This is a genomic window from Butyrivibrio sp. DSM 10294 (genome assembly GCF_028539135.1).
Classification (GTDB): domain Bacteria; phylum Bacillota; class Clostridia; order Lachnospirales; family Lachnospiraceae; genus Butyrivibrio.
In genome coordinates, this window is the sequence record NZ_JANSWL010000073.1 from 118,289 (window position 1) to 142,097 (window position 23,809).

Sequence of the window (23,809 nt, forward strand, 5' to 3'; positions counted from 1 at the left end):
ATGGTAATTGGTTATACCGCCGGTGTATATGATTTATTTCACGTTGGACATCTGAATCTTCTGAAAAATGCCAAGGGCTTTTGCGACAAGCTTGTTGTTGGAGTTACAGTAGATGATCTTGTTATGTACAAGGGAAAGCAGGCCATGATCCCTTTTGAGGACCGTATTGAGATAGTCAGATCCTGCAAATATGTAGATGCTGCTGTGCCCCAATATGATATGGATAAACTTACCGCATGCAAAAAACTAGGTGCAAGCATACTTTTTGTGGGTGACGATTGGTATGGTACGGATAAATGGAAAGAGTACGAAGCTGAATTTGAAAAGGAAGGAATCAGAATAGTGTACTTTCCGTATACCAAGGGGATTTCTTCAACAAGAATTACAAAGGCATTACAGGAAATTCGTGGTTGGTCTACAGAAGTGGCAAGAAATGCAATTCACTTGAATGTTGATGTGGATGAGGAGAAATGATGGTAGATAAGAATTTTGCTATGAGTTCTTTTCTGGCTCTGAGATATATTGAGAAAAAGGATGTTCACTTTTCTGAAAAATTGCAGTACAGACACCCTATATTATCGAATGATGAACGTATTTATGTCAGGACAGCTGAAGAAATCGGCGAAGCAATTGATAAACAGCTAAATGAGGTTCGCAAAAAAAGCATGAAGACAGGAATTCTTCTCTCAGGAGGCATGGACTCTGCTATTTTAGCATCCTACCTGTCTGGTTGTGATGCATATACATTCAGGTTTCTAGGGGGAGAGTTCCAAAAGGAAGAATTGGAAAGAGCTGAAATATTTGCGAAGGAATATGGCCTTACTCTTCATTATGTTGATATAAGCTGGAAAACGGTTGAAGATAACCTGCCTGCAATTATGATGTCAAAGGGCGGGCCGGTTCATTCCATCGAGCCGCAGATATGTCAGGGGGCAAAACAGGCGCTGCAGGACGGCGTTGACCTGATGATAATCGGAGATGGCAGTGACTATGTGTTCGGAGGGATGGATCAGCTGCTTTCCAGAGATTGGACTTTTGAAGATTTTTACCACAGATATATTTATGTTGAACCTGAAGAAGTTTTGAAGAATCCGGAGAGTATCAGATATCTGTTCGAACAGTACAGGAAGGGTGATGATATAGACTTCTTGAGCTTTATGGATATTGTAGCTACTGAGGAAAGCTATGGCTCATATTCAAATGCTTTCCTGACAGCAGAACTTGACTATTTTGACCCTTATGAAAAGTTGAAAATGGCAGAGCCATTGGATTTAAGCAGAATCAGAAGCGGGGAATCCAAATATCTTATTCGCGAACTGTTTAGGATGAGATATCCGAATATTCCGACTCCCAATAAATTGCCAATGCCAAGACCGGTGGATCAGTATTTTGCAGATTGGGAAGGCCCACATAGAGCTGAATTTAGGGATGACATTGAGATTGACAAGTATAAAGGCAATCAAAAGTGGCTTATCTGGTGCCTGGAACAGTTTTTAGACATGTTGGATGAATAGGGATATTTATGGATTATATTGAACTTAGAGCGAAAATGATAGATTTGGAGCATGAGTGCGCATATTGTGCTATGTGCCTAAGGTTGGAACGATTGGTTTCTGCTTTTGACAGTGTCAAGAAAATTACAACCGGTATTACTGATATTTTGAGTGATTTGGCACAATGTGGAAATGAATATAGTCCTGAAAGCTTTATGATAAAGATTTCCCCTATGCTCAATAGCGTTATTACTTATCAGAAGAGTAACAATTTTTCTCTGTTGGCTGATGTTCTGGAAGTGGAACTAAGTGCATTGATCAGTGACTGGATAATAGATACTACTGAAGCTTATAAGATAGAACACATAGATTATTTTGATAAAAATATAGATGCGCTTTTTCAATGTGGACAAAAGGAAGTCGCACAGCTGCTAAGGGGAAGTACATTTCCTGATACACATTTCATTAGTCCTATTGTTGCGGGGAGCGGAGATATAGTTTTTTCTTTTGAAAGTAAGGCAGAGCAGAAAATTATAGCTGGTTTGGTGAACCCTTATCGAGATGCATTACAGTATGCTTTCTATAATTGCGAGGTAGAAAAACTTGAATATTCCCTGACCGGATTCGAAATGATTTATGAAGCAATGGCGATAATAAGGATGAATTATGGTGTTCCGGTGACTATATGTGAATCGGATATTGTACATGCAAGGCAGGTTCTTACTTATCTGGACTTATCACGGTTTATAGCATCCAATCGTTTGCTCTTTGTGGTCGGAGAAGTTAGAAGCGCCTTATCTGATGCGATAGTAAAAGGGACATTATTGACAAAAGCAGAATCTATTTCAGCTTTTTCAAGTGATGTCAAGGAACTGCTTACAAAGTATCGTGCATTGATGCTCCCAATCAAAGAAAATAGCCAGCTGCTTGCTTTTAACTTTCATAAAAATATTGAGCTGGATGACCCTTGTGTAACAGAAATATCCAATCGGTTTAGGGATAAGGAAATCTATATGGTGGCTGGCGGACCATCACTTTCACCATGCATGCCGCTACTTGAAAAAAGGACAGAAAACAGCCTTATTTTGTGCGTGGGAACGTCTGCCGGAAAGCTCGCTAATCAAGGAATAGATCCTGATTTCATAGTTCTTATAGATGGACTTCCTGCAACAAGGAAGCAGTTAATGCATGATTTTGATTATAAAAAGACTGAATTTATTTACCTTGCGACAGCTTATTATGAGACAGTGAAGCTTTTTGGCGGAAAAAGATATATTGTGTATCAGAATGAATACGAGCTTTCTGAAAATATGGCAACAGAGAAAAGCTTGCCACTATTTAAAACCGGTGGTTCTGTTTCCACCCTGGCACTGGATCTGGCTGTAAAACTTGGGGCAAAGAAAGTGACCTGCTTTGGCCTGGATCTTGCTTACACCTATAACCAATTCCATGCATCCGGAATATCAGATAATAATGATGTCGAAGCTGAGCAGGGAAAGATTATCCTGAAAAGCACAAGCGGAGGCGAAGTAAGGACGGCAAGTAACCTCGCTTCTTACCATGACTGGATTGAGAAGTATATCGCAAGTACAGATAATCTCCCTGAATTAGTGAATATTTCCGACGGCTCATATATAAAAGGCATGAAAAACATAACAGTAAGTGAAGCTCTTAAAATGATGTAAAAAGTACAGAGGCTTAGGCTTATGGAAAAACAGATCAATTTAGGCGGAAGACTTGTAGGCGATGGCTGTGATCCTTACTTCATCGCCGAGATAGGAATCAATCATAACGGAGATCTTGCTGTGGCAAAAAGGCTAATCGATGCTTCTTTTGCCATTGGATGGGATTGCGCCAAATTCCAGAAGAGGACCCCGGACATAGCTGTTCCGGAGAGTCAGAAGAACGTCATGCGCACCACACCTTGGGGCGAAATGACCTATCTGGAATACAAAAAGCGCATCGAGTTCGGCAAAGAGGAATACGACTACATAGATAAATACTGCAGAGAAAAGCCCCTGGCCTGGACCGCTTCACCCTGGGATATTCCGAGCCTTGAGTTCTTGTTGAACTATGATATCCCCTTTATCAAGCTGGCATCCGCCACCAACGGAAGCACAGAGCTGATAAAAAAGGCCTGCGCATCAGGAAAGCCTATTATCATGTCCACAGGCATGTCCACTCAGGAGGAGCTTGATAAAGCTGTTGACCTTCTCGACAGGTTCAGCAATGGAAACTTCGCTCTTTTGCATACCAACTCTGTATATCCGGCGCCCATAGATGAGCTGAATCTTAAATACATCCAGACTCTGAAAAAGAGATACGGATGCGTGGTGGGATACAGCGGCCACGAGCAGAACCTGGAACCCACTGTTGCAGCGGTTACTTTGGGAGCTGACATTGTTGAGAGGCATGTCACATTATCCCATGACATGTGGGGCACGGATCAGAAGGCCAGTTTGGAGATCAACGCCATGTATCTTTTGTATCGCCGTTGCCGTGACATCAAGCGTATGCTTGGGGATGGCGAAAAGAAGCTTGAAGAGGACGAACTGCAGGTTAGAAAAAAACTACGAGTTGAGGAAAAATAATGGAAACAGTTGCATTTATCCCTGTACGAGGCGGGAGCAAATCAATACCTCTGAAAAATATAAAAGAAATCTGCGGAAAGCCCCTGGTCTACTGGACTGTTGCCGCTGCCTGCAAGGCGGAGTGCATTGACAGGGTCTATGTGGCAACGGACAGTGCTGAAATTAAGTCCGTAGTGGAGCAGTTTTCCCAAAAAGAGATTGAAAATGGAAGTGCTTATTTCAGCAAAGCAGAAGTCATTGACAGAAATCCCGAGAATGCCTCTGACACAGCATCTACAGAGTCGGTTATGCTGGAGTTTGCCGAAAAATATGATTTCAAAAATATAGTTCTGATACAAGCCACTTCCCCAATGCTTGAGAGCAGCGATATTGACGGCGGTTTTGAACTCTATAAAATGCCTGACACCGACAGTGTACTGTCTGTGGTACGTCAAAAGAGGTTCTTGTGGGATACAGATAAAAGCGGGTACGCAGTGGCTTCAAACTATGACTACAAGCATAGGCCAAGACGTCAGGAATTTGATGGATATCTTATGGAAAATGGCGCATTTTACATCACTGCAAAGGAGAATCTGACAACGTCAAAGAACAGGCTTTTCGGTAGGATCCGTGCTTATGAAATGAGTGAGGATTCAGCGCTGGAGATAGATGAACCCAATGATTTTATTATAATAGAAGCCCTTCTTCGGAAAAGGGAAAAGAGTATCTGCAATTCAGGTGAAAGACCTGAAATAAAGATGATTGTCACCGATTGCGACGGATGCCTTACAGATGGCGGAATGTATTATTCCGAAAATGGAGATGAATTAAAGAAATTCAATACCAAGGATGGAATGGCGCTGGTAAGAGCCCATGAGAAAGGAATTATCACCGGAATAATTACCGGTGAGTACAGGGAACTTAACAGACGCCGGGCAGAGAAACTGCGAATGGATTTTATCGAGAGTGGGATAAAGGATAAAATGGCAGCTTTAAAAGCGGTTTGCGACAGATTTGGCATTGACCTTCGGAACGTCCTGTATATAGGTGACGATATCAATGACATTGAGCCGATGAAGGCAGCAGGTGTTTCTGCCTGCCCTAAAGATGCAGCGAAGCAGGTAGCAATAGCTGCTGACTATATTTCTGAGGTTAAGGGCGGATATGGAGCTGTACGGGATATTATTGAAATCCTGATTGGAATCTGATGGTATGAACATTCTTCTTTATGATTTTTTAAATTCATATATCCAGCATGATCTTATTTACTTCCTCCAAAAGATGGGGCACAAGTGCAATAACGTGAACTATCACAAGGAAGTTGATAAGTATAATGATGATGCTTTTTTTGAGAGAATGGAAAAGGATCTTAAGGAAGGCTCTTATGATCTGGTCCTTACCACCAATTTCTGGCCAATAGTTGCAAAGGTATGTAAGAAGCATGATCTTAAGTATATTTCATGGTTTTTTGACAGCCCGCCCAATCTTCCAACTGCGGAATGTATGGACTATTCCTGCAATACAATTTTCTTTTTTGCCAGAGCTGACTATGAGACCTATAAGAAAATGGGGCTGGATAACGTTCACTATCTGCCTCTTGCGGTAAACACTAAGAGACTCCGCAGTGTTAAGACAGATTATGCCAAGTACGGCGCAGAGATTTCCTTTGTGGGAAAGCTCTATGAGTCCATGCTTCCGGCATTCATGAGCCATATGACCGAGTATCAGCGGGGATACCTTGACGGAGTGGTGAAGGTGCAGCTGCAGCTATATGGCGGATACATCGTAGATGATGTGGTGACGGAAGAGTTCGCTCAGAGTGTCAGAGACAGATATCTGAGCCTGTCCGAAACGGCTGTGCAGCTGACCAAAAAAGAAATCAGCTGGGCCGTGGCTTCTTACGTGACACATCTCGAGAGAATGACACTTCTTAGTATTTTATCAAAAAAGCATCAGCTCAAACTTTATACTTTTGAGCTTACGGAAGATGAGAAGAGAATGCTTCCTGAAGTGGATTTCTGTGGCTCAGTAAATTACCTTACAGAAATGCCACAGGTTTTTGCGGCAAGCAAGATCAATCTTTGCCCTGTCCTGAAGGCCAACAGATCCGGAATACCCCTGAGAGCATTGGATGTAATGGGCTGCGGTGGATTCCTTCTGTCAAGCTACCAGTCTGAGCTTTACGAGTATTTCATAGATGGCGAGGAATGCGTGATGTATACCTCGTTGGAGGATGCTGTGGAGAAGGCGGAGTTTTATCTCCGGAACGAGGATATAAGAGCTCGTATTGCCTGCGCAGGCTATGAAAAGATACTCGCTGATTTTAGGTATGAGGACAGAATAGATGAATTGCTTTCTTGAATTAATCAACTTCTCTTATGATAAACGTTGATTCAACTCCATATTTTTTTCTGTTAGCAGCATATTTTTGGTCGATAGTATACAGCGCTTGGATCAATTTTCTTCTATGCTCTGAATCTGGTGAAGATGCCAAACCTGATTGACGTTGGTAATAATCATATAAAGGCTCATTTATAAACCTTACATAGTACTTTTGAGAAAATCTTAGAATGAATTCCCAATCTTCATAAACATATATTGATTCGTCAAAACCGCCAATATCCAAGGCCGCTCTCTTTTCTATTAGCATGGCAGATACTTGAAGATCGTTTTTGTACAAAAGCACAGGGAAAATAAAACCATCCTTTTTACAAAGCGGTTTATTCAGACTTGGAATATAAACAGCTTCTGCTTGAGCATGTCCTCTTATCCTTCGAGCATGGTTCACTGCAATCGGGTAGACTGCTTTTATACTGTCGTAGGACGCCCATATCATTGCCATTTCTTTTTCAAGTTTATCGAGCCTGCAAAGGTCATCATCATCATGATATGCGACATAATTCGATGTGGCTGCTTTTAGTCCGATGTTTCGTGTCGCGGTAATGCCTTTGTTTGTCTCGTTTTTTATGTACTTTATTCTTTTATCTGAGAAGCTTTTTACAAGCTGCTCAGTTTCATCGCTAGAAGCATCATCGACAATAATCAGTTCGAAGGCCTGATATGACTGAGCAAGGATATTTTTGATAGATGTGCCTAAGTATTCCTGCCTGTTGTGGGTTGTGATAATTACACTTACAAGGTTGTTCTCACATATATCTGCGTCCAATTCTCCTTGAGTACTGTACGTCTTATTAATGAGTGACAGTGTATCAAGATTTTTGCGGCCTAAATTATATATGAATTCATTCTCAATCCATTTTGGAACAATTTGCAGCATTACATATTGAAGTACTTGGAAAATGGATATCTTTATGGGTGACTTTTCACCGGAAATTCTTCCGAGCCATAGGCTGTAGAGATAGTATTTCTGCACAAAGTGTGCATCAATACTGTCTTTGTACTTAGCATATATATTAGGAATGTTCTGAAGCAGTTGCAACAGGTTTGTCTGAGCGGTCATATTGGCGGCTATTCTGTCAGCGACAGACGTAGGGGAAGCGGTGCTGTCGTACCTGCAGTAACCATGGTCTTTTGTAAATACGACGGAGTCTGCAAAAAGAAAAAGTGGGTATGCGAAAGTGATGTCGTCATCATAAATATCTTCGCTGAAGGCCTGGTTGATCTCCCGTAAGAAATCTGTTTTATAAAGCATAGAGTAATAGCGCTCATCAATGGGAAGATTTCCTAAGAACTGCTTTCGGTCACAGTCACATGTTAAACAGTATTCTTTGAAATTGTATGCGGAAAATGGGTCGTCATCGAAGTATTCGTATTCGTCCCATGCCTTGGTAACCCCGAATGAAACTATATCAGGGAAAGAATGACTTGCGATTATTTCGTCCAGAACAGAGAAGAACTTTTCATGTATTATGTCACCTGCTCGCATGAATAAAAGGTACTGTCCGCTGGCTTCCATAATTCCTTGGTTAAAGGCATCGGCCCTTGTACTGATAGTAGGAGCATCGATTATTATTGTGGAATTATTTAGCTCACAGCAAATAGCATCAAGTTCATTGCAATAATCCGGAACTGTACATATTACAATAATCTCCAGTTCATCTGGAGAGATGCTTTGTTTTAGTATGCTGCTGTATGTTCTTTTGAAGTTTTCGTTTTTGTCTAAAAAAGGAATAATGATACTGTATTTTTTCATTAGGGTTATCCTTATGGATGTATGGCAACGAGTGAATATATACTTTATAATAATTATAGTCGCAATAACGATATGTGTTCAATAATATTTCAACAATGCGGCAGAGGTTATAAATGTGTATCGTCAGAAATAAAAAAGGAAATAACTATGCTTCACAGCAACCATGCACTAATCCTTCGACGTGGAAACATCAATTATGATTCACTGACTTCCTTCTCGGCGCTTTTATCTAAAGCGCTTGGTTCTTGTGGGATAGAAGTGGATTATTGGGATTTGGACAGAAGTAATGAGAAGCTGGATAAAAGGCTTAGCGAGGTGAGATATGATTTTGCCCTGACCTTCAATTCCATTGGTCAGCATAACTATAAGGTGAATGGGGAGAATATCTGGAACAAGCATCGGATTCCTTTCTTTAACTATATTGTGGATCATCCGCAAATGCATTCCATTTATCTTTTTTCGGAGTGCAGTAACTACTATTGCTTGTGCCTTGACAGAGATCATGTGGATTATGCAAAGCGATTTTATAAGGATGTAAAGGATGCTTTTTTCCTGCCTCTTGGAGGAAGCGATTCTGATGAGGAAAAGGTTGATGACAGCTTTGAGGAATTTGAGCATCGTGAGTTTGACGTAGTTTTTACCGGGAGTTATGTGGATAGGGATGAGCTGGATGGAAAGATCCTGGCCCTTCCGGAAGCTGTAAGAAATATCGAGCTGGCATATCTTGACCATATGCTGGATAACAGGACACTGAGTCTGGAAGAAGGCTTGACGGCGATTCTTCCGGATTTCGGAATTGATCCTTCTGATGAAAAAGCATATTTTGGATTCGCCAATGCTCTTTTCCCTATAACAAATAATTATCTTCGTTCCTATACAAGAGAAGAAGCAGTGAGATTCCTGGCTCAGTCAAAGGGGACTATCCATCTGTTCGGAACCGGTTGGGATACCCTGGATGACTTGGAAAATGTGGTTTTGCATGGTTCGTGTACATACCTGGAAACGGCTGCCATTTATAAAAAAAGCAAAATAGTTTTTAATGTAATGCCATATTTCAAGAATGGCGCCCATGACAGAATCCCGACATCAATGCTTGCCGGTGCTGCGGTGCTTACAGATGATAGCAAGTATTACCGGGATGTTTGCGAAAAGGCTGGTCATGAGATTATGAGATTCTGGAACCTTTCTGCACCGGAGGCTTTGCCGTATATTGTTGATGATATGTTATCTGATCCTGATAAGCTGTATGAGATTGCGCAGAGGGGGCTTCATTTGGCTCGAGGGAATATGACTTGGAATAGGACTGCGGAGAAGTTGGTGGGAATTTTGGAAAACAGATGTGATTATGGGTGATGCAATATTATGAAGAAGATTTCGATTATTATTCCATGTTACAATGCAGAAAAGTGGTTGCCGGATTGTTTTAGATCCTTGCAAAAGCAAACTATGAACATCGATGATTTGGAATTTATATTCGTTGATGATGCTTCAAATGACGATGGTGCAACAGTAGAGATGCTTATGGGATTTGAAAAGGAGTATCCTGACAGTGTTCTGATAATACCGTTAGAGGAGAATCTGAGACAAGGTGGAGCGAGAAATGTGGCTCATCAATATGCCTCTGCAGAATATCTTTTGTGTTTGGATTCTGATGATATTTTGTCGCCGAAAGCTTGCGAGGGTTTGTATAAACTTGCTAAGGAATATGATGCGGATCTTTTATTGTTTGGCCATGACAGTATATATGGGGAGTTGCATTATGATGAAGTGGAATTCTCAGATGACAATGAAAGTAAAATAGTATATATGGATTTTAAGGAACATCCTGAGTATAGAAAGCCTTATCTTGTAGGAGCAATAGGTGGCTTTGGCTGTTGGGGGAAACTTTTTAAGAGAAAAAACGTACTAGCAAGTCGTGCCTGTTATGCGGAGCATGTTGTGTACGAGGAACCAAAGTTTGTTCTTCCTCAATACCTTTTTGCGGATAATATGGTGAAGACAGATTCAAAGTATTACATATATAGAAAACGGTTTGAATCAACCATGACCTCGCAGTTAGGGAAAAGGATTCTTGACCATCCTAAAGTGCAGCTGGAATTATATGAGTATCTTTTGGGATTGGGCGAAAAGTATAGAGAGTATAAAGAAGAGTTGGACTTTCATTTTGTTTATTCTTATTATCTGGAAACACTTTTCTTTTATGCAAAGAATTATGGGGCTTTTTTACCATTGGAATATTTTCATGAGATGCAGCAGATATGCAGAAAACTTGTACCCAATATACTCAGTAGTACATATATTTACACTGAAAGCGATAGGCAGTGCTTTGAGACCATTTTTCAAGAGGTGATAAGTCAGGAACAGCTTAAGGGCATAGCTGATAGGATTGTATAATTTCATAACACAATTGGTGTCACTACACCGATGCACAGATTATGTATGAATTACATCACGCATAGTGCTGATTAATTCGGCAAATCGTACATCCCAACTATCATGAGCTTTCGCGGTTTCATAACCTCTTTGGGCAATTATGGAAGCTGCGCTAGGGTGTTCTAAGAGCCATTTTACATCAGCTGCCATCTGGGCAGGATTTGATAAGTCAAAATATATGATATTTTCGCCATCTCTATAATTCATTTCTAAGTAAGAGCTTCTATCTGTGACACATAATGCACCATTAAGCATAGAGTCAAAATTTTTTTCGCTGCATCCTTGTTTATACCAGGGAATAAAGCAGAGAGAGATTTTTGCTTTCCCTATGTAGGGCATGAGTTCTTCCGGTGATATTCTGTCGTGGATGGTAATGTTATCTGAAAAAGGATATGCTTCGTCAATCCAGGAGTTACCACCGAAAATTTCTACTTTTATCCTCATATCATCTAATGCTTTCATGCCGGATAGCTTGGTGAGTCTTCTGGCAATACTTTCTATAAGACCTGCATAATTTAAGTTAAGTTCAAGAAGTATATCTTTTGAAGGCGAGATATTTGTTGAGTCTAAATACAGAGAAATTGCTTCTGCTGTGGAAAGATTCGTGTTTTTTAGTAGCAGAGATATTGTGGAGCTATAAAAGCTAGCTCCATTATCTTCAAATAATTTAATTGAAGGAAAAGAAGGAATGTTTTCTTGGCAGCTTCCCATATATAACACATCTATGGGGCGCTCTTCAAAAGGAATACTATTATCAACTTCAGTGCCACCATTAGGAAAAAAGAAGGTATCTTTTACCAAAGGATAGTATTCCTTAATGAACTGTATATGCTCCAGGTCAAGACATAGAGCATATGTGTCGCAAAAAGGTTTCAAAAGAGCATCGTCATAGTTCCTGGGATGATCCACGAGATGGTCAAAAACAGGAATATTATGTCGTTTCCAATAATTTATACCATCATTGGACTCAAGGCGGATGCCTACGTTGTTTATGGTATACATTACTGTATTGGGTCTGTTGCTGAAATTGTGAAATGCTTCGCTGTTGTAGGATTCCTGAATGTTCGCATCAGCGACATATATATTAATACTATTTGAATGACAGTATTTGATCAGCTGATCTATGAAGTAGTCAACGGTTTTTAACATTCCTTTAAATACGATAATGTTTATATCTGACATTTGTTAGAGCCTCCTTAAAAGGGGGAAATAGATCACAAAGTAAAAATATTAAATATCTGTAATTCCACGCTGCTCCACTATATCAAGAATCTTTTTGGCATATTGTTTCCAGGTAAAATTAGCTAGTGCATATTCTCTACCTCTTTTGGCAGTCAGTGACAGTAAATACTCGTCTTTTAAAATATCATGTATTTTTTCTGCAAAGTCGTCGTCATATGAATATGTAAAGACATAGTTCCCAAGGGTGTCTGATATATATTCGCTTGGATCAGTAAGAACAGCAGCACCTTGCAACATTGTGAATGGAATTCTATCGTGACATCCGTTTTTAAAAAGAGGCATTATATTTAGTACTATCTTTGCATCTGAGTAGATCTCAGGCATTTTTGAGAAGGGAACAGTTCCATGATAAATAGCTTTGTTGTTTGGACATCCATCAAAAAGTCTCTGCATTCCATCACCATAAAGATGAATTGGAATGTTGGATTTTAAGATTGATCCTAGTATTTCTTCCCGTTGGAAAGTTCTCATGAAATGGTTTGCCAGTTGTATTTTGAACATAATATCCAGATATTCGGTGTCTGGAAGCTCGAGCTTTAGCTCTTCATGAATAACATAGTCATATGCTGCGCTAATGTCTTCATTCCTGTAAGATAACATTCTGTCTATCACATATAGGATTATATTATTGTATGGCTCGGGATATTGTTTGAACTCCTCAATCATTGTCTGACAGGATTTTCCAATAAGAGTGCCTGCAAATATAATGTCTTGTGATCTTTCTGAGATTTCCTTAGGTTCACAACTATCATCATAGGCCGCAGCAAGAGGAAGAAAATATGCACCTGCCAGTTTGGGAAAATATCTTTTTAAGAAAGCTACATGGTTTCTATCAACGCAAACAATATGGTAGTTGTTACAAGTGCTTTTTAAACTTGCATAATGGTCCATGGGATGGTCCAGGAGAATATTTATAAACGGTATCTCGTATAAATCATAGATGTTTTTTCCGGCCAAAGAAATATCCTGCTGTCCTACTGCGTTAAATGCAATAGCCGCATCGTATTTTCTGGAGGTGATCACCTCCATGTACTTCAGCACCTGTTCGGGGGCTTGTGAAACATCTATTTCGTCGCATATTATTCCGAGTAGTTCAAACTCTTTTTTGAGATTAACTACCATGGCATTTATAGAGTCATAACAGCTTTCGCCCATCTTAAACAAAACGATTCTACCGAACATACTGGTTGCCTCCTCGGCATGGTTGACATGATATAATTATAAACGAAAATGCGATAAGATATCAACTGATAGCGGGACGATTGGCTCGCTATTGGTAACCTGGGCTTGGTTGGGAAAATATGTCTGGTATCAAAAAAGATGCGATAACAGAATATCGGTACAATTAGCCCCCGAAAGGTTCGATTCCTGTCGAGGATCGAGTTACATACCGTATGGCTGAGCCATTTTATAAATCTTATTTTGCAAAGTGTGTTGTATTCTTATGGACAATAGATGTAATACCGCTAGGCAAGAGAACTTGGGGACGCTGTCCCAAGTTATGATGACAATTCTTATGAACAGCAGATAGTCGCATAGGTTTATTGATTATGTGAACGCTGAAAAGTAGTAAAATAGATTGTTTCCAAGAATAATTAAGCCCGCGGCTTTTTTATGCCATAAAGGTTGCAGAGAAAGTGAAAAACGTGAAAATGAAATACTGTCACGGATGTGGTGAAAGGCTTTGGAATTATGGAATTCTAACATTGAACAGCCGCGGGCTTTATGTAGGCAATAATTGAAAAAGTACACAAATTGACAAAAATGTACTCTTTACATATAATTAACATACATTCTCATGGAGGTGATAGTGTATGGACAAGTGTGAAAAGGATCCAGACGGTTACAGCCCGGATGACATTGTCGCTAAGCTTAGGCGATATATTGATTCGGGCAGAAACGGAATCGATTATACATTTTTGTACAGAGATAAAAATGAAGAGTTTTTTTCAAAGTATATTATCACCGAAAATGATCGTATAGATATTTTGAGAAAGCTTACTACAGATAGTTATAGTGGGTGGGAATATAGCGATAATTCCAATTTTCCTCGAGATATTGTACATGTTTTCAAATATGCAGCGTCTTTTATTCCAAGGGGAATAGAAGATGCTCCGAGTGAAATGGTTAGGCTTTATATTAAAATCACTTGGTCTAAGTACCAAAATAATATTTTACTTATAATATCATTTCATGATTAATTAAGGGGATTTAGCTTTTTTATTGCTTTGGGGATGTAGGAGAGTGTAGATGGATATTTTTATGGATAAGGTTTTATGTGCTGAATGCGGATGTATGCAGGAATATGACATTGTTTCTGAAAAAAGTGAAAGAGTTTGGAATGGAATAACATGTAACTTTAATAAACGGGTCGCATTATGCAAAAAGTGTGGACACAGGGTATATGTTCCCGGAATGGATGATCTCAACGAGAATGAATTTGATGTAAAATGCCGAGAAGAGCATGATTATATTCTTGTTGGAGAAATTGAAGAAATACTTGAGAAATATGATGTGGACAAGAGGCCCCTTTCCAAAGTCTTGGGACTTGGTGAGCATACAATTGAAAACTATCTAAAGGGTCAGCTGCCAAGTAAGCGTTATTCAGATATGCTTCGCAGAGTTCTGGGATGTTATCTTTACATGCAGAATTATTATGAAAGTAATAAAGATAAGTTGAACAAACATGCTGCTGAAAGATTGGAAAAGAGGCTGAACTTCTACGATCAGATTAATTCTCATGAATCAAAAATTGAAGAAGTTGCGTTATATATTCTTAATTCAAAATATGAGATAACCAATATGTCTTTGCAAAAGCTTTTGTATTATATTGAGGCGTTTGCGCAGGTGCTACTTGGCAAAAAGATTTTTGACGAGCGCTGCGAAGCATGGGCATATGGCCCGGTATATCCCAAGATTTATTCTAAATATAAATCCTTTGGAAAATCACAGATTATTGTTGATGAGATTGATTTGACTGATTGCCTGGATGAAAATGTGAAAAACATAATAGATTTTGTTTTGGGGAAATTTGCTATTTATAATGGCGTTACCTTAATGGATCTGAGCCATTCGGAATCCCCTTGGAAGGATGCACATTCCGGATATGGCAAAAAAGAACATTGTACGGAACTGATAACTCATGACGCAATTACAGAATATTTTTCTGCTGTTAATGAAAAATATGATTTAAGCACTGATAATGGAGTAAAGAATTATATCGCATCGTTGGGGGTTATATGAGTAGGGAAACTTGGGGTGCAGTGTAGAAGAACTGATTGACGATTTTTATATTATCCCCTGAGTCTTTAGATAAGCACTGACTTTGCAGAGCAGCTGTCTTGCCTTTGCTACCTGGTCTTCGCATTCTGCCTTGTTGGCTACATAGAAATCATCGTGATCAGATGAATTTCTGATTCTTTCTATACTCTGAAGGATGCGCAGATCATCACGGCTGAAAAAGTCACAGGGTTGATGGATAAATTCCATGTTAAAAGTCTTTATTACTCCGTTATGCGATTCTGAGTCTTTGCCAATAGCTGCCAGAGCTGCTTTGACAGCTGTTTCCCCGGCATAAAAGGCTCTATTGTTAGCGGATTTATAGTGCTCACACTGTAGCAGATCTGTAGCTTCATCAATAAGTTCCTTGGCTCGTTCATATCTTAACTTGGCAAGATCACGCATATTATCAGCGTTCATATAGTATTATTCCGTCCTTTGCGATGTTTTTGAAAAATGGATACCAGGATTTCTTTTCTTCAAATTCCTTTTGGGGAAGACAGACAAAATTTACGACAGCCATGGTATCAAAGCCAATCTGTGTAGCAAGTTCGTCCAGCTGATGGCTGTATTTTTTGACCTGTTCCCTGTCACTGTCGGTGAGAATGGCAATATCTATATCTGAATCGGCTGTATAATCACCTCTTGCGCAGGACCCATACAGTATTATCTTCCGGCAGTCTTCATTCATGATTTGGGGGAGCTCGTTTAGTATAGTATTTTTTATGGGTTCAAGAGTAATCTCAAGATCATACCCCTTATTTGTCTCTACTAATATCTTTTCCGAAATAGCCTGTTTAATAAAAGTTGCTACAGGCAGACCGGATTGCTCGATGGCGGGAAAAATATCATTTTCATACTCTTTTTTTTTGTAACGGACCTTGAGCTCCTGCTGTTTTTCCTTTATGTACTTCATGGTAGCCTTTTTGGAGGCATTATCGTAACTCATGTTGGTACCTCTTTGTCACTCAGTTAATGAATTTGTATCTGCCTAAATTATAACAGTTTACCAAATACATGTCTATAGGGCACTATATCAAGTTGGGATCTGACTCCATGGGGCTGGCATGGAACTTTGGAACTTGGGGACTGTCCCCAAGTTGATTCTGTGAACGCCGAAAAGCTAGTAAAACAGCGCATTTCCAAGAATAATAAAGCCCGCGGCAATAAACGCTGAGGGCATTTTTCGTGCATCAAAGGTGCCATAGCAGATTGAAAATATATCGCTGCAGAGATATAATTTAACTATCTCTAAAGCGATATATAATTGCGGCAAGTAAGTCTTTATTGGAGGAATCATGATAATCTATCACGGCTCGGAAAACATCATCTATAATCCGGTCTTTGGTGGCGGCAATCCAGGCAATGACTATGGAAGAGGCTTTTACTGCACTGAGGATAAGGAATTATCCAAGGAATGGGCATGCAAGAAGGCTTCCGATGGCTTTTCGAACTGCTACGAACTGGATACCAAGGGGCTTTCTATTTGTAATCTTAATGAGGATTATAATATTTTGAACTGGCTTGCTCTTTTGACCAGATACAGAGGCTATTGGCAGAAAAAGAGCATTGCCGAGGAGGCCAAGAACTTTTTACAGACAAACTATCTGGTGGATATATCCGGATTTGATGTGATCAGAGGTTATCGGGCAGATGTTTCCTATTTTTCATTTGTGCAGGATTTCATAATGGGAACCATTTCGCTGCAAAAGCTCTCTCAGGCAATGAAGCTGGGATGCCTTAATGACCAGATTGTGCTAAAGAGTAAAAAGGCCTTTGAGCAGCTTTCTTTTGTCAGCTATGAATCAGCGGAGGCGACAGTTTATTTCCCGCAGATGAGCACAAGGGATAAAAACGCACGCCGGGAATATCAGGAACTTCGGCCATCAACAAGCATACTGGATGAGATATACATTCTGGATATCATGAGAGGAGGTGTTGACCTTGGGAAGCTGCGCATATGATGAGATGTATCTTCCTCTGGCTCAGAGGGTTATGGGGGATATGTATGATTATGCTGTGAATACTCTGGGCATGGACCTTTGCTCTTTTCACGAGATGTTTATTATAAGCGGTATGAGCCGCCAGTTTGAGATTGGAAATCCTACTTATGTAGCGGGCAAAAACGGCTGTGAAGTGGCAAGGGAAGTCATCCATACCTGCTCTGACAGGCGTATTGATGCGGAAGATGTCATGTATATCGATAAATCCAGGGAATACTGGATTGGCTGGGCTCTTGCATATTATCAGTGGTCCTGCGGCAGAAGCTTTAGGAGCATTGAGGAAAAGGTGCCTATCAAACAAATATACGGAATGTATGACACACTTCATGAGGCAGATATATCCTTATTCGTCGAGATTCTTGAAGAAAAATGCATGAAGAGCCTGGAAGAGAGCAGGCTGAAGCGCCTTCGCAGATATGCAGGGCTGTCCCAGAAGGCTCTGGCGGAAAAGGCAGATGTTCCGCTAAGGCAGATACAGTTATTTGAACAAGGACAGCGGGATATCAGTAAGGCTCAGGCCATTACAGTGCTCAAGATAAGTAAAGCCTTGGGATGCAATGTGGAGGAACTAATCGGCAGTGGTAACGATAGGTAACGAATGCTGTAGATGCTGAAGATATTGCGGGCACGGATTCCCTTGGCTTTATGTTGTCTATGGACGATGAGCTCTATGACAGGGCCATAGCGATACATACCACTTTTATTCCCTTCAGAGAATATGCAAGACTTTTGAATATTCACGATATTGGGCGGAAAAAGATAAGGCAATCTGTTATGGGGTAACAGGCGGAGTTGCTCAATATCTGTCTTTGTTTGATCCGAAAAAGAGTCTTGATGATAATATCAAACGATTATTTTTTAATACGGACGGATATCTGTTTGATGAGACGAAAAATCTTCTTATTCAGGAATTTACTGATGTGACACTTGTAAATAACATCATGGGGAAAACAAATCTTGTGTTGATAACAGTGGATGATATGTACAAAAATTCATAAATAATTTAGATTGGTTAATGGTAAAATATACTTAAATACAACAAGAAATATTTGATTATAAAAACACCATAATCATTATAATATCCGTTTGGAGCAGCCACATGCACATGAGAGCCCAGATCCTCTACGGAATCGACAACCTCAAATACGTCGAAATGGAAGCGCCCCCGGCAAGACCCGGCGAGGCGCTTGTTAAGGTTACGGCCTCCGGTATCTGCGGCTCAGACGTTCCAAGGATTTATAAGACTGGCGCCCACAACATGCCCCTTATTCCGGGACATGAGTTTGCTGGCATGGTGGTGAGCTGCCGGGACAGGCCTGATCTTGAGGGCAGGAGAGTTGGCGTTTTTCCGCTGATTCCCTGCGGAAGGTGTCCTGAGTGCGAGAGCAGACGCTTCGAGATGTGCAAGAATTATAACTATCTTGGATCCCGCAGAGACGGCGGGTTTGCTGAGTATGTCAGTGTTCCGATATGGAATCTTGTGGAGCTTCCGGATGAGATAACAGACGAAGAGGCGGCGATGTTAGAGCCTATGTCTGTTGCGGTTCATGCCATGAGACGGATTTTTTTGGACAAAAGAGATACGATCGTGATCTGCGGCCTTGGCACCATAGGGCTGCTACTGTCAATGTTCATATATGATGCGGGCTACCGGAAGCTCTTGTTTGTGGTCAACAAGGATGTTCAGAAGAGTAAGCTCATCGGCATGGGCTTCGACGAGGATCAGATCTGCGATGTGAGATACGGTGATCCCACTGCATTTATTATGGACAAAACAGGTGGCAGAGGCGCTGATGCCTACTTCGAGGCAGTGGGCAGGCAAGAGAACTACGAGCAGGCGGTGAAGTGCACCGCGCCTATGGGCAAGGTAGTGCTGGTGGGAAATCCCGCTTCCGACATGGCTCTTACCAAGGACACCTACTGGAAGATCTTAAGGAACCAGCTGGAACTTGCCGGCACCTGGAATTCCTCATACCTTGGAAGCGAAGGCACAGTCTGCAACGATGACTGGAAGTATGTGATGGACAGGCTGGTGGCCTGGAAGGACAGTGAGCGCGTGGAGGATGCACACTCTTTTGCCCCGGCGGAGCTAATTACTCACAGAATAACGCTGGCGGAGATCCCTGCGGGACTGGATATTATGAAGAGAAAGTCCGAGGACTATGTGAAGATCATGGTGAGGATGTAGATGGGGAGAAAATGTGATACACTGTGTACGGTATTAATTTAGGTACTGACTGATGACATAGAAATGCTACTTACTTATGTTTGGTAGGCCTCAAAGGTCATCATATGATTTATGGAAGGAAATATTTATAGATGAAAGTTGTAATCTTAGCCGGCGGCTTCGGCACCAGAATCAGCGAGGAGAGCCATCTTCGCCCCAAGCCCATGATCGAGATCGGCGGCAAACCCATACTGTGGCATATCATGAAGGAGTACTCCTACTGCGGCTTTAACGAGTTCATTATCTGCGCGGGTTACAAGCAGGAGGTGATCAAGGAGTATTTTGCCAATTATTATCTGCATAACTGCGACGTGACCTTTGATTTCACCGACAGCGGCAGGGTAACCTACCATTCTCAGAAGGCTGAGCCCTGGAAGGTTACCGTTGTTGACACCGGCTACAGCACCATGACCGGTGGACGTATCAAGAGGATTAAAGAGCACGTGGGAGGCGAGCCCTTCTTTATGACCTACGGCGACGGAGTCTGCGACCTTGACATGAACGAGCTTCTTAAGTTCCACAAGTCCCACGGCAAGATTGCCACGGTTACTGCGATCCTTGCGGGCCAGCGCTTCGGCGTTTTTGACATTGATAAAGAAGACAATTCCGTTGTCAGGGACTTCAGGGAGAAGGCCAGCATTGACGGCGCCAGGATCAACGGCGGTTACATGGTGCTGGAGCCGGGAGTCTTTGATTACATCGAGGGCGATGGGACCTTTTTTGAAAAAGAGCCTATGCACAATCTGGTAAGAGATGGCCAGATGGCAGCCTACAAATACGACGGCTTCTGGAAGTGCATGGATACGGCACGTGAGAGGGACGAGCTGTCAGAGCTTATTGGCACCGGCAGAGCACCCTGGATCAAGTGGTAAGCATTAGTAGAGTATAACGGGGGAAGCCCCCTTGGATTAAATGGTAAGAGTATGAGAGTTTCTGATTATATTGCGGATTTTCTGGTAAAAAAGGGCGTCACCGACTGCTTTATGGTAGTAGGCGGTGGCGCTATGTATCTGAATAATTCCTTTGGACACAAGGAAGGGCTTAAGTGCACCCACTTCCATCATGAGCAGGGAGCTGCCATTGCTGCAGAGAGCTACTCAAGATATGAGGGAAAAGTGGCTGTTCTTAACGTGACTTCAGGCCCGGGAGGCACCAACGCCATAACAGGAGTGCTTGGTGGATGGCTGGATTCGCTGCCTATGTTTGTGGTAAGTGGTCAGGTCAGGTATGACACTACGGTGAGATACTGGGAGAAATTGCAGGGGATTGAACCGGGAGCGACTGCAGGTTATGGAGATAGCTGTGTAGGTCACCCCATGCATACTCTCAGATCCCTTGGAGATCAGGAATATGATATCACCAAAATGACCGGCAACATCTGTAAGTATGCCGTTATGTTGGAGGATCCTTCTGATATCAGATATCACCTGGAGAAGGCCTGGCACCTGATGAATACAGGAAGACCCGGCCCTGTCTGGATTGATGTTCCCGTTAACTTTCAGGCTGCGGAAATCGATCCGGAGAGCCTTAGGGGCTTCGAAGCTGAAGGGACGGACGGATGCGTATCTTGTAGTGCCGGCAATGGTATAGTTAAGGACAATGAAGTGTCACAGAATTTGGGCACTGCAGCCCTGGAGGTCTTTGAAGAGATCAAGAAGGCCAAACGCCCTGTGATCTACGCAGGCGGCGGAGTCCGCATCTCAGATGCCTTTGACGTATTCAGGAAAGTTGTCGATATGCTTGGAGTTCCCGTCTGCACCTATTGGAATTCCATCGACCTGATAGAGGATGAGCATCCGCTCTACTGCGGCCGCGGCGGCAATATGGGTGACCGCGCCGGGAATTTTGCGATTCAGAATTCAGACTTATTGCTCGTTATCGGAAGCCGCCTTTCCATCAGACAGGTGGGCTACAACTGGAGCAGCTGGGCAAGAGCCGCCAAGGTCATAATGGTGGACATAGACCCCGCTGAGATGGATAAACATACTCTTCATGTGGATAAAAAAATCTGTGCCGACGCAAAAGATTTTCTGGAGAAGCTGGAAATTCTCTGCAGTGATGAGCTGTCAGAAGGTGGCACAGAAAATTGTGCTTCCTACATCTTCAAGGGCGATGACTGGAGAGCACAGTGCGTTAAGTGGAAAGAAAAATATCCTGTTGTCTCGGATTCCCAGCGCCATACCGGCAAGGAACCCGTTAACGTTTACGGCTTTATCAGAGAATTGTCCGAGAGACTTCCCGCCGGAGAACTCTGTGCGGTAAGTAACGGAGCCTGCTGCGTGGCGGGGCATCAGAGCTGGAAAGTCAAGGAAGGGAGCCGTTTTATCATCAACAACGCAGTTGCCAGCATGGGATACGGTCTGCCGGCAGCCATTGGACTGTGCATAGCTTCAGGCCTTAAAGAGACCATCTGCCTTGAAGGGGATGGCAGCATAATGATGAATCTTCAGGAGCTTCAGACCATTATCACCAACAAGCTCCCGGTTAAGATCTTCCTTATAAATAATGATGGATATCATTCCATCAGGCTCACTCAGAACAATCTGTTCAGCGAGTATTCCAAGGTGGGAATCGGCCCCGAGAGTGAGGACCTGGCATTTCCGACCTTCCGCAAGATAGCCGATGCCTTCGGCTATCCCTACATTGCGATCCATACCGGTGACGACCTTGACGGCAAGCTGGACGAGGCCCTTAGGACCACCACTCCGCTGTTCGTAGAAGTCTTCACCGATACCACCCAGGTCTGGGCACCCAAGAGCAGCGCCCGCCGGGAACCCGACGGAACCCTCACCAGCCCACCCCTTGAGGACCTTGCGCCATTCCTTCCCCGAGAGGAACTCGCAGAAAATATGTACATTTAAAATCAATGAAAATCACCATAGGTGAATGAAATTCCCTGCGGCGGCTGCTTTCAGGCGGTCGCTCTCCATATGTCCAGAAAAAATTCTTTTTTAATGCAATAGTAGGGGAGCACGCGGTATAATATGATATATGATTTTGAAGAGTTTTTGAAAAGACAACTAATTGCCGGGGGATTTACCATGAGCGAAGCTAAACAGATGCTTTTTGCCAGGAACCTTATCTGCGTATGCATCGACGACAATGAGAACGCTGACTATCAGGGGCAGATGTGGCACCAGTATTCGGACGATCCGGTGCCCTTTTCGGGGATATATGAGTTTCTTGTGGCGGCCGACGATCTTTTTGACACCTGGGATTTTCCCCAGAGGAGCCTGGAGAGGCGCGGGTTTGGCCACGATATGACTGAGGATCACAGGGACAAGGGTTTCCCTTTTGCTAATTACAACTCTTCTGATGAGCTTGTCATCGACAAAATCCAGAAACAGAGCGGAACCAGAAACATTCAGGGCAAAAGAGGGAAACTCGGAACCTTCATAATACAGGTGGTCTACAGGCAGCATGCTACCTGGCAGGGCCATGTGATCAATACCGAGACCAATGAAAAGAGTGATTTTATCAGTGCTCTGGAGCTTGTCAGGATCATTGATGCAGCTTTGTTAAAATAGGGTATTCCATTTTGGGACATTATGATGTAAAATTGCCTTCGTTATTTTTATAGATATTGGAGTTTTTAGTTTTGAAGATTTTTAGTAAGATATGGAAGGTTTTGCGGTGGGTGCTGCTTGGGCTGTTCATTATCCTTGCAGTAGCCGCCGTTTGTTTTAAAATTTATACGGGTAATTATTACAGGGCCAACGAGGAGACAATCGAGGATTTCGCAGGAAGCTACAGCACTGTTCATTCCTATTCCAATGACAACGGAACTGTTTTTATCCCAACAGAGGATGAGATCAAGGCAGTTATTGTTTTTTACCCCGGAGGAAAGGTTGAGTACACGGCCTACAGCCCTTTGATGTACGAGCTGGCGGACCGTGGGTATCTGTGCCTTTTGCCCAGAATGCCTGAGAATCTGGCGTTTCTTAGAATTGACGCTGTGGACAAGCTGACAGCAGGCTGGGATGAAGAGGCAGCAACTGTAGAGAACCTTGACTGGTACCTGGCAGGACATTCCCTTGGCGGTGTTGCGGCATCAGTTCACCTTGGGGAGGATGACTCTTACAGAGGACTCATTCTGTGTGGCTCCTATACAGCCACTGACTTCTCGGAGTCAGATATTCGTCTTTTGTCAATCTTCGGAGAAAAGGACGGAGTGATCAGTCGTGAGAACTACGAGGAGAGCAAGACGTTCTGGCCCGAGGACTCAGAGGAGCATGTTATCGAGGGTGGTATCCATTCCTACTTTGGAAGCTACGGCATTCAGGATGGAGACGGAGAGCCCGGCATTACCAATGAGCAGCAGATCACAGAGACCGCAGACGTCATTTCCCATTGGATCGGCTGAAGCTGAAAATGCAGACTTTTATTCAGTATTTTCAAAGGTTTGGACG

At 42.3% G+C, this 23,809-nt stretch carries 22 protein-coding genes; 17 read left to right on the forward strand and 5 right to left on the reverse strand.

Annotation, left to right across the window (positions count from 1 at the left end):
* Genes NXH67_RS08715 through NXH67_RS08740 form a run of 6 tightly spaced genes read left to right on the forward strand, consistent with a single transcriptional unit; the run spans position 1 to position 6,424 of the window.
* Positions 1 to 474 carry an adenylyltransferase/cytidyltransferase family protein gene (locus NXH67_RS08715; protein WP_022777580.1) on the forward strand — a complete coding sequence of 158 codons (474 nt, stop codon included), beginning with the start codon at positions 1 to 3 and terminating at the stop codon, positions 472 to 474.
* A complete protein-coding gene (locus NXH67_RS08720) occupies positions 471 to 1,514 on the forward strand; it encodes an asparagine synthase-related protein (RefSeq protein ID WP_272797133.1) in 1,044 nt (347 codons plus the stop codon). The genes NXH67_RS08715 and NXH67_RS08720 overlap by 4 nt, the downstream gene beginning before the upstream one ends.
* 8 nt (positions 1,515 to 1,522) lie before the next feature.
* A complete protein-coding gene (locus NXH67_RS08725) occupies positions 1,523 to 3,178 on the forward strand; it encodes a motility associated factor glycosyltransferase family protein (protein WP_272797134.1) in 1,656 nt (551 codons plus the stop codon).
* 21 nt (positions 3,179 to 3,199) lie between these two features.
* Positions 3,200 to 4,084, forward strand: a complete 885-nt coding sequence (locus NXH67_RS08730) for an N-acetylneuraminate synthase family protein (protein ID WP_272797135.1) — start codon at positions 3,200 to 3,202, stop codon at positions 4,082 to 4,084.
* Complete coding sequence (locus NXH67_RS08735) at positions 4,084 to 5,271, forward strand: N-acylneuraminate cytidylyltransferase (protein ID WP_272797136.1); 1,188 nt, start codon at positions 4,084 to 4,086, stop codon at positions 5,269 to 5,271. The genes NXH67_RS08730 and NXH67_RS08735 overlap by 1 nt, the downstream gene beginning before the upstream one ends.
* Positions 5,272 to 5,275: 4 nt before the next feature.
* The gene (locus tag NXH67_RS08740) at positions 5,276 to 6,424 is read left to right on the forward strand and encodes a CgeB family protein (protein ID WP_272797137.1); all 1,149 of its coding nucleotides are present in this window, start codon (positions 5,276 to 5,278) and stop codon (positions 6,422 to 6,424) included.
* A gap of 1 nt (position 6,425) precedes the next feature.
* Here NXH67_RS08740 and NXH67_RS08745 read toward each other — a convergent pair whose 3' ends face one another.
* A complete protein-coding gene (locus NXH67_RS08745; protein ID WP_272797138.1) occupies positions 6,426 to 8,216 on the reverse strand; it encodes a glycosyltransferase in 1,791 nt (596 codons plus the stop codon).
* Between the two features lie 147 nt (positions 8,217 to 8,363).
* Here NXH67_RS08745 and NXH67_RS08750 point away from each other — a divergent pair, with 147 nt between their 5' ends.
* Together NXH67_RS08750 and NXH67_RS08755 are read left to right on the forward strand one after the other, a co-directional pair.
* Entirely contained in the window at positions 8,364 to 9,569 is a 1,206-nt protein-coding gene (locus NXH67_RS08750) for a glycosyltransferase family protein (RefSeq protein ID WP_272797139.1), read from the forward strand.
* Between the two features lie 9 nt (positions 9,570 to 9,578).
* Entirely contained in the window at positions 9,579 to 10,610 is a 1,032-nt protein-coding gene (locus tag NXH67_RS08755) for a glycosyltransferase family 2 protein (RefSeq protein WP_272797140.1), read from the forward strand.
* Between the two features lie 39 nt (positions 10,611 to 10,649).
* On the opposite strand, the gene NXH67_RS08760 is transcribed toward NXH67_RS08755, so the two are convergent.
* Positions 10,650 to 11,831: a glycosyltransferase family protein gene (locus NXH67_RS08760; RefSeq protein WP_272797141.1), complete on the reverse strand. Its 1,182-nt coding sequence runs from the start codon at positions 11,829 to 11,831 to the stop codon at positions 10,650 to 10,652.
* A 48-nt stretch (positions 11,832 to 11,879) separates the two neighbouring features.
* Positions 11,880 to 13,073, reverse strand: coding sequence for a glycosyltransferase family protein (locus NXH67_RS08765; RefSeq protein WP_272797142.1), 1,194 nt, complete (start codon positions 13,071 to 13,073; stop codon positions 11,880 to 11,882).
* Positions 13,074 to 13,705: 632 nt separating this feature from the next.
* Here NXH67_RS08765 and NXH67_RS08770 point away from each other — a divergent pair.
* Together NXH67_RS08770 and NXH67_RS08775 are read left to right on the forward strand one after the other, a co-directional pair.
* Positions 13,706 to 14,092: a hypothetical protein gene (locus tag NXH67_RS08770; RefSeq protein WP_272797143.1), complete on the forward strand. Its 387-nt coding sequence runs from the start codon at positions 13,706 to 13,708 to the stop codon at positions 14,090 to 14,092.
* A 49-nt stretch (positions 14,093 to 14,141) separates the two neighbouring features.
* Positions 14,142 to 15,134 carry a Panacea domain-containing protein gene (locus NXH67_RS08775; protein ID WP_272797144.1) on the forward strand — a complete coding sequence of 331 codons (993 nt, stop codon included), beginning with the start codon at positions 14,142 to 14,144 and terminating at the stop codon, positions 15,132 to 15,134.
* 45 nt (positions 15,135 to 15,179) lie between these two features.
* Here the strand turns inward: NXH67_RS08775 and NXH67_RS08780 are convergent, their stop codons facing one another.
* Together NXH67_RS08780 and NXH67_RS08785 are read right to left on the reverse strand one after the other, a co-directional pair.
* The gene (locus tag NXH67_RS08780) at positions 15,180 to 15,590 is read right to left on the reverse strand and encodes a HEPN domain-containing protein (RefSeq protein ID WP_272797145.1); all 411 of its coding nucleotides are present in this window, start codon (positions 15,588 to 15,590) and stop codon (positions 15,180 to 15,182) included.
* Positions 15,580 to 16,119, reverse strand: coding sequence for a nucleotidyltransferase domain-containing protein (locus NXH67_RS08785; RefSeq protein WP_272797146.1), 540 nt, complete (start codon positions 16,117 to 16,119; stop codon positions 15,580 to 15,582). Before NXH67_RS08785 ends, NXH67_RS08780 begins: the two co-directional genes overlap by 11 nt.
* Positions 16,120 to 16,468: 349 nt before the next feature.
* Here NXH67_RS08785 and NXH67_RS08790 point away from each other — a divergent pair, with 349 nt between their 5' ends.
* The 7 genes from NXH67_RS08790 (at position 16,469) to NXH67_RS08820 (ending at position 23,763) form a co-directional block, all read left to right on the forward strand.
* Complete coding sequence (locus NXH67_RS08790; RefSeq protein ID WP_272797147.1) at positions 16,469 to 17,134, forward strand: DUF3990 domain-containing protein; 666 nt, start codon at positions 16,469 to 16,471, stop codon at positions 17,132 to 17,134.
* The gene (locus NXH67_RS08795; RefSeq protein ID WP_272797148.1) at positions 17,115 to 17,768 is read left to right on the forward strand and encodes a helix-turn-helix domain-containing protein; all 654 of its coding nucleotides are present in this window, start codon (positions 17,115 to 17,117) and stop codon (positions 17,766 to 17,768) included. The genes NXH67_RS08790 and NXH67_RS08795 overlap by 20 nt, the downstream gene beginning before the upstream one ends.
* Positions 17,769 to 18,278: 510 nt before the next feature.
* A complete protein-coding gene (locus NXH67_RS08800; protein ID WP_272797149.1) occupies positions 18,279 to 19,361 on the forward strand; it encodes a galactitol-1-phosphate 5-dehydrogenase in 1,083 nt (360 codons plus the stop codon).
* Positions 19,362 to 19,492: 131 nt separating this feature from the next.
* Complete coding sequence (gene rfbF, locus NXH67_RS08805) at positions 19,493 to 20,272, forward strand: glucose-1-phosphate cytidylyltransferase (RefSeq protein WP_022777601.1); 780 nt, start codon at positions 19,493 to 19,495, stop codon at positions 20,270 to 20,272.
* 51 nt (positions 20,273 to 20,323) lie between these two features.
* Positions 20,324 to 22,261 (forward strand): thiamine pyrophosphate-binding protein, encoded by a 1,938-nt coding sequence (locus NXH67_RS08810; RefSeq protein WP_022777602.1) that lies wholly within the window; start codon positions 20,324 to 20,326, stop codon positions 22,259 to 22,261.
* 180 nt (positions 22,262 to 22,441) lie between these two features.
* A complete protein-coding gene (locus NXH67_RS08815; RefSeq protein ID WP_272797150.1) occupies positions 22,442 to 22,927 on the forward strand; it encodes a hypothetical protein in 486 nt (161 codons plus the stop codon).
* Positions 22,928 to 22,998: 71 nt separating this feature from the next.
* Positions 22,999 to 23,763 (forward strand): alpha/beta hydrolase, encoded by a 765-nt coding sequence (locus NXH67_RS08820; RefSeq protein WP_272797151.1) that lies wholly within the window; start codon positions 22,999 to 23,001, stop codon positions 23,761 to 23,763.
* The last annotated feature ends 46 nt before the right edge of the window (positions 23,764 to 23,809 follow it).